Source organism: Roseovarius sp. D0-M9 (assembly GCF_037083805.1).
GTDB lineage: Bacteria > Pseudomonadota > Alphaproteobacteria > Rhodobacterales > Rhodobacteraceae > Roseovarius.
Map to the genome: position 1 here is coordinate 1 of NZ_JBAPKZ010000068.1, position 8708 is coordinate 8708.

The 8708-nt window shown below is 59.0% G+C and carries 9 protein-coding genes and 3 pseudogenes; 4 read left to right on the forward strand and 8 right to left on the reverse strand.

Annotated features, from left to right (window positions below; translation table 11 throughout):
* From V8352_RS20680 to V8352_RS20695, 4 genes are all read right to left on the reverse strand, one after another.
* Positions 1 to 461: helix-turn-helix domain-containing protein (locus tag V8352_RS20680; protein WP_336426165.1), on the reverse strand; the 461-nt coding region annotated here is incomplete at its 3' end.
* 271 nt (positions 462 to 732) lie between these two features.
* The gene (locus V8352_RS20685) at positions 733 to 942 is read right to left on the reverse strand and encodes a hypothetical protein (protein ID WP_336426166.1); all 210 of its coding nucleotides are present in this window, start codon (positions 940 to 942) and stop codon (positions 733 to 735) included.
* 24 nt (positions 943 to 966) lie between these two features.
* Positions 967 to 1218, reverse strand: a complete 252-nt coding sequence (locus tag V8352_RS20690; protein WP_336426167.1) for a zf-HC2 domain-containing protein — start codon at positions 1216 to 1218, stop codon at positions 967 to 969.
* 108 nt (positions 1219 to 1326) lie between these two features.
* Positions 1327 to 1926 carry an RNA polymerase sigma factor gene (locus V8352_RS20695; RefSeq protein ID WP_336426168.1) on the reverse strand — a complete coding sequence of 200 codons (600 nt, stop codon included), beginning with the start codon at positions 1924 to 1926 and terminating at the stop codon, positions 1327 to 1329.
* A 352-nt stretch (positions 1927 to 2278) separates the two neighbouring features.
* Here V8352_RS20695 and V8352_RS20700 point away from each other — a divergent pair.
* Both V8352_RS20700 and V8352_RS20705 read left to right on the forward strand, forming a co-directional pair.
* Positions 2279 to 2491 (forward strand): annotated as a pseudogene (locus V8352_RS20700) (transposase); the annotation flags it as partial.
* A gap of 135 nt (positions 2492 to 2626) precedes the next feature.
* Positions 2627 to 2761, forward strand: a complete 135-nt coding sequence (locus V8352_RS20705; protein ID WP_336426169.1) for a hypothetical protein — start codon at positions 2627 to 2629, stop codon at positions 2759 to 2761.
* A gap of 443 nt (positions 2762 to 3204) precedes the next feature.
* On the opposite strand, the gene V8352_RS20710 is transcribed toward V8352_RS20705, so the two are convergent.
* The gene (locus V8352_RS20710) at positions 3205 to 4233 is read right to left on the reverse strand and encodes an IS110 family transposase (protein ID WP_336426170.1); all 1029 of its coding nucleotides are present in this window, start codon (positions 4231 to 4233) and stop codon (positions 3205 to 3207) included.
* Between the two features lie 88 nt (positions 4234 to 4321).
* On the opposite strand from V8352_RS20710, the pseudogene V8352_RS20715 reads away from it, so the two are divergent.
* A pseudogene (locus V8352_RS20715) lies at positions 4322 to 5633 on the forward strand (IS256 family transposase).
* 44 nt (positions 5634 to 5677) lie between these two features.
* On the opposite strand, the pseudogene V8352_RS20720 reads toward V8352_RS20715, so the two are convergent.
* Together V8352_RS20720 and V8352_RS20725 are read right to left on the reverse strand one after the other, a co-directional pair.
* Positions 5678 to 6324 (reverse strand): annotated as a pseudogene (locus tag V8352_RS20720) (helix-turn-helix domain-containing protein).
* Positions 6325 to 6426: 102 nt separating this feature from the next.
* The gene (locus tag V8352_RS20725; RefSeq protein ID WP_336426171.1) at positions 6427 to 7332 is read right to left on the reverse strand and encodes a helix-turn-helix transcriptional regulator; all 906 of its coding nucleotides are present in this window, start codon (positions 7330 to 7332) and stop codon (positions 6427 to 6429) included.
* Positions 7333 to 7460: 128 nt separating this feature from the next.
* Between V8352_RS20725 and V8352_RS20730 the strand changes: the two genes are divergently transcribed.
* Complete coding sequence (locus tag V8352_RS20730) at positions 7461 to 8279, forward strand: cysteine hydrolase (protein WP_336426172.1); 819 nt, start codon at positions 7461 to 7463, stop codon at positions 8277 to 8279.
* A 121-nt stretch (positions 8280 to 8400) separates the two neighbouring features.
* Here the strand turns inward: V8352_RS20730 and V8352_RS20735 are convergent.
* The coding region (locus V8352_RS20735; protein ID WP_336426173.1) for a transposase at positions 8401 to 8708 on the reverse strand (308 nt) is incomplete at its 5' end.

Below are 8708 nucleotides of genomic sequence, written 5' to 3' on the forward strand. Positions count from 1 at the left end.
CGATGAAGATCAGCCGATGGGGGGTGGTCTTGCATGACTTTCTGCCGCCAGGCCCAGTCAAGTCGGGCTTTTCGGACTGCGGGCTTGTCGCGCTCTTGGGCGATCAGTCTTTTTTTTTTATATGAGTATTCGCGGCGACGCAGAAGAGCATCAATGCCACTCGTGGAACAGGCCACCCCGTGGGCTGTCAGAAGGGCAGCTTGCAACTCCGCCAAGGTGATGTCCGGGTACTGTTCCATCAGTTCTACAAACAAAGGGACATATGGCTCGAGTTTGCCGCTGCCTTTGCGCGGACCTGACGGCAGGGGGGTGAGAGGCGCGTCATCGCGAACCTTTTTACCCCAGCGTGCAGCCGTCGCAGCGCTGAGCAGCAAAGTGCGACCCGCTGCTGCTGCACACATTCCACCATCCATCAGACGCTTGAACCGGACCCGCAGGTCCATCGAAAGTGAATTGCTCATCCAACACCCTCCCCAAGGAGAGTGAATCAGAAAAAAGGTCCCGTGGGAATCTCCTGCGATTCAATCGTCAATGGCGACGCTGTAATTACGTTCGCGCTTGTGGCATTCCTCACAGTTTTCGGTGTGGCATGTGTCATGCATCACATCGCAGGCTACATGCCCCAGCGGGATGCCTTTAGGGCGGACAAAAAGGGCGGATCGTCATAGTGCTCAGGCAAAAAACGGCGGCGGTTAGCAAATGATGCCGTTGACCCCTCCGTTCCGCCCGGGATCAGGCCGAAAAGCAGCGCACATCCGCCACCACGAATGACCGTCCGATGATGAGGTGACCCAGCCACCCCGTCGCGGCGGACGTCCCCATCATGGCGCTGAACATGACGATGACATCCAAGTCCGGCATCACGCCCATGGCCAGCATCATGGCCGACAAAACGGCAACCGCAATGAGCGCAGCGACAACGCCGACTGTGATCTTGTTCATGGTATGCATCCTTTCCCGGGGACCTCAGCCGCCCTCTTGCTTCCCTTCGTGAACCTGGGAAAGGATTGCGCTGATGTGGCCTTCGTCGGCCTCATCATGCGCGTCGGATGCGGGCAGGCTCTCGGTCAGGTCGCGCGTCGTCCGCATTTGACCGATGAACCGTTCGCATCCCTTGCACATCGCAAGATGCAGACGCATCTGGAAAGTTTGCCACGTGCTCAGTTCCCCGTCGATCAGGGCGCTGGCGCGGGACGCAACTTCCTTGCAGCTCAACATCTGGCGGTATCCTTTTCACGTGCTTCACATGAACAGGACGAACGGAACCCTGCCGCGTTACCCGTGTCCGAAAAATAATTCAGTTTTAGCGGAATACAAGACCTTACATCACATCAGCCCGTCGAGGGCAGCCCGAACACCCAGCCGGGCGCGGTGCAACAGAACCCGCATGTTTCCCTCGCTGATGCCAAGGATGGCGCAGACTTCATCAGCGTCCAGCCCCTGTTGCGCGCGCAGAATGATCACGGACCGCTGGCCCGGTGGCAAGGCTTCAATCGCAGCATTTACATGGTCCATTACGCTACGCCCCGCCAAAATGCGTTCGGGCGTCAGGGTTTCCCAAAGGTCTGGCATGTCTTTCCAGCGCCCCCGGCCATCAAAGGCGGCTGCCAGATTGTCGTCGTCGCCTGCGCCATCAAACAAAACGATGCGCCCCTCGCGCTTCGCACGGCTTCGGGCCTTGTTGATCAGAATCGAGAAGATCCAGCTTGCCAGCGAAGAACGTCCCTCAAAGCCGGAGATGCTCTTCAGGACCGCGATCCATGTTTCCTGGGCCACCTCTTCAGCTGTCGCGCGGCTCCGAACGACGCCGGTCGCAACGCGGACCAGTGATGTATTGTGCTGGTTGTAAACCTGCTCGAATGCGGCTCTGTCACCGCTAGCTAGCAGTTGAGCAAGTGCCGCTTCATGTACCCGAGCTGTCGGCATCTCATTCCCCCTTTCTTGCTTTCTCAGTAAGCAGAATAACCGTTCTGAAAGTCCAGAGCTCAGTACCTGCGCACAAGGTATCGTGAAATTCTGTGTCTTGAATTTGCCAGATCAGGCCAGCAGTTGTTAGGGGTCGGTCGCTGCCTGATAGGTGCAATAGCAGGGCACTGAACCATCCGCAGCGATCGACACGAAATTCTCATTGCCCTAGGAAACCGTTCGCCGCAGCCGTTGCGCTGCGCAGAAAGGGCATTGTAAAAATCTAGACCTGATCTGTGGGGAGGATGCACAGGTCTACACCCAGATCGAAGAGTCGGGGCGGAACACCGACACCGGGATCATCATGCCGGTTACGAACCCGCTGGAGAGGGTGAACCGCGAGATCAAGCGGCGCACCGATGTTGTGGGGATCTTCCCCAACGATGACGCCATCATCAGGCTCGTCGGCGTGATCATGCTCGAGACCAACGACGAATGGACCGTTGCGCGCCGATACATGAGTCTTGAAACCCTCGCGCGCGTGAACGACAATCCCAACATTAGGTTGCCCGCCGTGGCGTCCTGATCAAAACCCGGGCCTTCCCGAAGGTCGGCGCTCTTACACCACCACTTAGCGTAATCGCCATCTCCCTTCGCACCAATGTGGTGCAACATGGGTTGCTGCTTCGGCAGTCGAAGCAACCTAATCATGGGGAATAGCATGAGTGTATTTGCAGCGTTGGACGTGTCGCAGGAAGAGACGGCGATTTGCGTCGTGGATCAGAACGGCGGGATTCTGGCTGAAGCTAAAGTGCCTACATGCCCGGCCGCAAGAGCTATGCTGGGAAATGGGTGACGGTGTTTGAGAAGGCGGCGTATCGTGGCGGGTGATCAAGCCTGCCAGAACTTCCAGAAGGAACGATACGNCCGCAAGAGCTATGCTGGGAAATGGGTGACGGTGTTTGAGAAGGCGGCGTATCGTGGCGGGTGATCAAGCCTGCCAGAACTTCCAGAAGGAACGATACGCCTTGTGTGGTTGCCGCCCGTGATGCAAGAAGTTTTTGACCCTTGAGCATGTGATCGAGCGCGGTCTTGTGTCAGGCCTGTTCGTGCGACCTTCAAGAGCCGCTGGCCGAAATGGTGATGCGCGGAACGGGTCCAAATCTATGAAACGAGCTCAGTGGCTCTGGCGTATCGCCTGGTTCTACCGTCCGGATCTGTTCGATCGTTTGCCCATTTAGGTCTTGGCTTCTCACACCCCCCTTGACCGACGTCAGGTTGTCTTGCGCTGCTTGAACATCATGCAGCTGCGCCCTGCGCCGGAGCCCGATACTCCTCGTTTTTCGTCAGCATGGCCCAGATCGCGCGAGCCATCTTGTTCGCCAGGGCGATGGCGACGAGCATCCGCGGCTTTCGGGCTGCCAGACGCGAAAGCCAAGAGTCCTCGGGAATCGTCCGTCGTCCCAGCCAATTCAGCCGCGACATTGCTCCGATGATGAGTAGCCGCCGAATATCTGCTTGGCCAGCCTTCGAGACACGCCCCAGCCGTTGCTTGCCGCCCGTGGAATGCTGCCGTGGAACGAGCCCAAGCCAAGCTGCGAAGTCCCGGCCACACTTGAACTGCGCCATATCGGGCGCGAAGGCCTCGACCGCCAGCGCCGTCAGAGGCCCGATCCCCGGCATAGTTTGCAGTCGCCGCGCGGTATCCGTCTCGTCCGCGAGCGCCTTCATCCCCTTGGTCTTCAAGTCGACCCTCTCCGTCTTCTCAGCAATCTGCGCCAGCAAGTCCTGGCATTCCGCAATGATCAGCGACGGCAGATCGGAGTCGGGATCATCCAACAACGCCTCGATCCGCTTCAGATGAACGCGGCCCGTAGGAAACACATGGCCATACTCGTAGAGCACCGCCCGCAGCGCATTTACGAGTTCGGTGCGCTGATGGACCAGGCGCTCCCGGCTGCGGAATATTACCGCCTTGGCCTGCTGCTCTGCCGTCTTTGGCGCGACGAAGCGCATCTCCGGCTGGCGCGCGGCGATCACCATCGCCTCGGCATCAGCCGCGTCATTTTTCTGGGGCTTAACGAAGGGACGGACGTACTGGGGCGCGATCAGTTTGACGTCATGACCAAGCGCTTCCATCTCCCGGGCCCAGTAGCTCGCGCTGCCGCAGGCCTCGAACACGACAACGCACGCAGGTTGAGCAGACATGAACCTCCGGAATTGCTCCCGTGTCTGCTTCTTCCGAAACTTTACGTGCCCCGTCATCGAAGCTCCATGGAGCTGGAAAACTCGTTTTGCCAAGTCCACTCCGATTATTGTATCCTTCATCTCGCCGTCCTCCTTGCTTGGTGGCTTTCAACACCACCATCTTGGCACATTGCGATGCCGTCTGGGGAGGGCGGCAACCATCCCATCTATGACGAACGATACCGACATCATCGCCCTGCGTCAGCCGGAATCTGTGGATGATCCGCTGACCGAGATTGCCCGGGATGGGGCGCGCCGGATGCTGGCCGCTGCACTTCGGGCAGAGGCTGACGCCTTCGTCGCGCAGCATGCCGAAGAGGTCCTGCCGGATGGCCGGCAGCGTGTCGTCCGGCATGGGTATGGGCCGGAGCGGAGCATCCAGACCGGGATCGGCGCGCTTGATGTGCGCCGCCCGAAGGTGCGAGACCGCGCGGTCGGGCCTGCTGACGAGAAGGTGCGGTTCAGCTCTGCCATCCTGCCGAAATGGGCGCGGCGGTCGCGCAGCCTCGATGCCTTGCTGCCGGTGCTCTACCTGCGCGGCATTTCCACCGGCGACTTCCGGGAGGCGCTCTCTGCGATCTTGGGGGCGGAAGCGCCGAACTTGTCGCCGGGCGTGATTTCGCGCCTGACCGGAGAGTGGCAGCAGGATTATGACCGCTGGCAGCGCCGTGATCTCTCGGCGCGGCGCTACGTCTACATCTGGGCGGACGGCGTCTACCTCCAAGCCCGGATGGAGCCTCAAGCCGAGTGTATTCTGGTCATTCTTGGGGCGACGCCCGAAGGAAAGAAGGAAGTCGTCGGCTTTCAGGCCGGTATGCGCGAAAGCGCGCAGAGCCCCCTCTCGGCATCTTTTCCTACGGAAAAGAGCCTGCCGGTCAACGGGACGTGAGTTGCTGGTCAGCATCAAGGCCCGCGGCCTCTCGGTTCCGCCGGAGATCGCCGTCGGGGATGGGGCGATGGGGTTCTGGAAGGCGCTCGACGAGGTGTTTCCAGGCACGCGCCATCAAAGATGTTGGGTCCACAAGATCTCCAACGTCCTGAACAAGTTCCCGAAATCCATGCAGCCGACGGTAAAGTCCGACCTGCGCGAGATCTGGCAGGCCGACACCCGCGCCGCAGCGGAGACCGCCATGGACACCTTCTCCGAGAAATACGGGGCCAAATACGAGAAGGCGGTCACCTGTCTGACGAAGGACAGGGAGGCGTTGCTCACCTTCTACGACTTTCCAAGTGACCACTGGGACCACCTGCGCACGGGCAACCCCATCGAAAGCGTCTTCGCCACCGTTCGGCATCGGACAGTGCGAACCAAGGGCGCCCTGTCGCAGAAGACGGCGAAGCTCATGGTCTTCAAGCTCGTTCAGGCCGCCGCAAAGACATGGCGGCGTCTGAAGGGCGCCAATCAGTTGCCTTTGGTCATCGAAGGCGTCACATTCACCGACGGTGTCGCCGCAAACGACACTGCAAACCGCGCCGCTTGATCAGGCCGCGTCACCCAAAATCCCGCATAGCTCTACCAACGGCCCTATAAATTGACCGTTCTTGCATATTCGCGGTCACTGATTGAACGGACACGCTCGGGATCGTTTGCAAAGAAGCTCCATGCTTCGCAGCATCGTGTGACGATGTCGTCGTAGGTATCGAACACCGAAATGGCGAGGCAGTTCGCTCGAAGATAGGCCCAGATGTTCTCGACAGGGTTTAACTCTGGCGCGTAGGGCGGTAGCATCACGATGGAGATGTTTTCGGGGATGCAGAGCGCGTTTGCACCATGCCATGCATGACCACACCGAAGCGGTCTTCAATCTTGCGCTTGAGGTCAATGCGACGCCAGCGCACCACCCCATCAACCGCAGGGTCAGGCCCCTCAGGCCCCTCACGCACCATCTGCGCCAGCTCCGCCTTCTGCTCAGGGCTCAGCAGCGGTTTTGCGCCCGCCGAATGACGGTTTGCCAGATCTAATATCCCCTCGGCGTTGTAGCGATGCACCCAGTCACGCAGCGTCTGCCTATCCATGCCACAGCTCTCCGCTGCCGTCTTGCGATCCGAGCCTTCCAGCACCAGGGCGATCGCCAGAAGACGTCGTGCAGCCTTCGCATCCTTCGTCCGCGCCGACGCCGCCCGAAGATCGCCCGCCGACATGTCCTTCCGTGTGAGATCAACCGCCATCAATACCTCCGCCATTTGGGGGCAGTGATCCAGATTTTCACGCGGAAGGGAATCCTCAGAGAATCAAAGGTTCGGGCCGCTGGTATAAGTGGAAATGCTGTAAATTCAGCGCTCTCTGAAGGCGGACGGCGATTGCCCCCAAGCTTCAACGAATGCACGGGTAAATGCGCTGCGGCTCGAAAATCCCACCATCTGAGCCACCCGCTTGACCGGCTCGCGCCCTTCGCTTAACATCTGTGCGGCGCGCGCCATACGCAGTTCGCGCAAGAACCCGATTGCGCCTTGTCCATAGGTGGTTTGGAACCGCTCGGCAAATCGGGATCGACTCATACCCGCTATCTCCGCGAGACTATCGACTCCGTGCGGTGCCGCAGGATCATCGAGCATCGCACGTAATGCGCGCCAAAGGCTCGGATCGGCCAGCCCCGCCACCCATGCGACTGCTGGGTCGCGTGCTTCCAGCTTTTTGCGCAGCATCTCGATCATGCATTGCAACAATAGCGCGCGCACCATCGCACGACCGCCGACCCGCGTTGTGCCCATCTCAACCAAAAGAGCTGCCATTGCCTGCGCAGCGACTGGCGCACTCGCCACATCCAGACTCAATGGCACACGCAAGAGATCGATCAGACCAAGCGTCGCCCGCAGTCTGAGCGATATCGTCGCGCAGAGCACGACCATATTGCCGCCAGCTTCACCCCGGGCGACGTGCTCCGCCAGATCAAGGGTCGCCGGTCGGCACGTTGATAACCCCACCTGCCCGCCACCGTGGTTGCGAAGGCTGTGGCTCATCGCCGCGGGCACCAATACCAGCCGCCCCGGTGAAAGCGGCAAGGGCGCCTGTCTCTGCAGCCGCACCTCACCTTGCCCTCCCAACACATAATGCAGTGTTGCGTTTGGCACTCGGCCCAGACTGAGACTGCATACCCCTTCGAGTGCGCAGACCGCAAAAGGCTCAGCGGTGATCTCCAGCTCATTCAGGATGTGATCGTGTTCGATGTCATAAGTCATGACGTCAGCTTCCTACAGTTAAACCTGGAAGGCACTGAAATAATAATTTCGGACACATATTTGGGACGTAAAGGCACCTCCATGATTCTATTTAATGAAGGCGATCAATTTGCAATTCACAAAAGGACATGACCATGTGTAATGGACATAACCACGATCACGATACCAAATTAACCCGCCGCCAAGCCCTGACCGGCACTGCCGCGCTTGCCACGGCCGGAACCCTCGCCGCCAGCAGCGCAACAGCGCAAGATAATCCTTACGCGCCCCCGTCCGAGCCATTCCTGCCGCCAAGCGACATGAAATTGGACCTGTCCCGCGCCGCGCTTGTCGTCACGGATCCACAAGTCGACTTTTTGTCGCCGGATGGTGTCGTATGGGGCGCCGTTGGTGAAAGTGTCACTCGGAACAACACCGTCGATAACATTGAACGCCTGTTCAAGGCCGCCAAGAAAGCAGATATCACCGTCGCCGTCTCACCACACTACTACTATCCGACCGATCACGGTTGGAGATTCGAAGGCGCGCTGGAAAAGCTGATGCACAATGTCGGAATGTTTGATCGTCCAGGGCCACTGAGCCTTGAAGGCTTCGAGGGATCTGGCGCCGATTACATGCCGCAATACAAACAGTATATCCATGACGGTAAGACCATTCAGTGTTCACCGCACAAGGTATATGGTCCTGAAACGAATGACCTTGCGCTGCAGCTGCGCAAGGCCGGTGTGGATCAGGTTATTCTTGCGGGTATGTCTGCCAATCTATGCACCGAAAGCCACATGCGAGAACTCCTCGAGCAGGGCTTCGAAGTGGCAGTTGTTTCCGATGGCACGGCTGCAGCCATGCTACCCGAGGGCGATGGCTATCTCGCCGCACTCATCAATTTTCGGTATATGGCAAACGCACTCTGGACCACGAACGAGGTAGTCGCGATGCTTGACGGCTGATGAGTTTCGCCGCGCAATCGCGCTTCTGGGTATGAGTTGCTGAAAAATAAAGTAAAGTTCTGCCAGCTTTGGTCCAACAAACGTCGTCGTGCTTCTGGATGCCAGATTGCACGGCGGCAAATCATTCCCAATCATGCCAACCATCCTTCTCGCAGTCGCGCACCCAGGTCGGGGTCAGTTGGGTCTCGACATAAAGCTCGAACAGTTTGCGGTTCATTGCGTCCTCGATCACCCAGGGCGCATCCAGACGGTCGTGGCGGAGCGCTGCGATAAACGTTTGCGTGTTCCAGTGACCGAATGGGGCGTGGTCAATCAGGCGTGCGCCCTTGGGGGACCATCCAGTGGTCTTGGCCATGTTCGTCTTGAGCGAGGTTTCGTCAATGAAACCGATGCGTGGCAACAGGTTGGCCATGAACGGTTGCCGCCGCG

Excerpts from the sequence above, each read along its gene's own strand:
- V8352_RS20725 (WP_336426171.1), bottom strand. The coding sequence starts at position 7,332 with ATGACTTATGACATCGAACACGATCACATCCTGAATGAGCTGGAGATC.
- V8352_RS20705 (WP_336426169.1), top strand. The coding sequence starts at position 2,627 with ATGAGTGTATTTGCAGCGTTGGACGTGTCGCAGGAAGAGACGGCGATT.
- V8352_RS20730 (WP_336426172.1), top strand. The coding sequence starts at position 7,461 with ATGACCATGTGTAATGGACATAACCACGATCACGATACCAAATTAACC.
- V8352_RS20695 (WP_336426168.1), bottom strand. The coding sequence starts at position 1,926 with ATGCCGACAGCTCGGGTACATGAAGCGGCACTTGCTCAACTGCTAGCT.
- V8352_RS20710 (WP_336426170.1), bottom strand. The coding sequence starts at position 4,233 with ATGAAGGATACAATAATCGGAGTGGACTTGGCAAAACGAGTTTTCCAG.
- V8352_RS20685 (WP_336426166.1), bottom strand. The coding sequence starts at position 942 with ATGAACAAGATCACAGTCGGCGTTGTCGCTGCGCTCATTGCGGTTGCC.
- V8352_RS20690 (WP_336426167.1), bottom strand. The coding sequence starts at position 1,218 with ATGTTGAGCTGCAAGGAAGTTGCGTCCCGCGCCAGCGCCCTGATCGAC.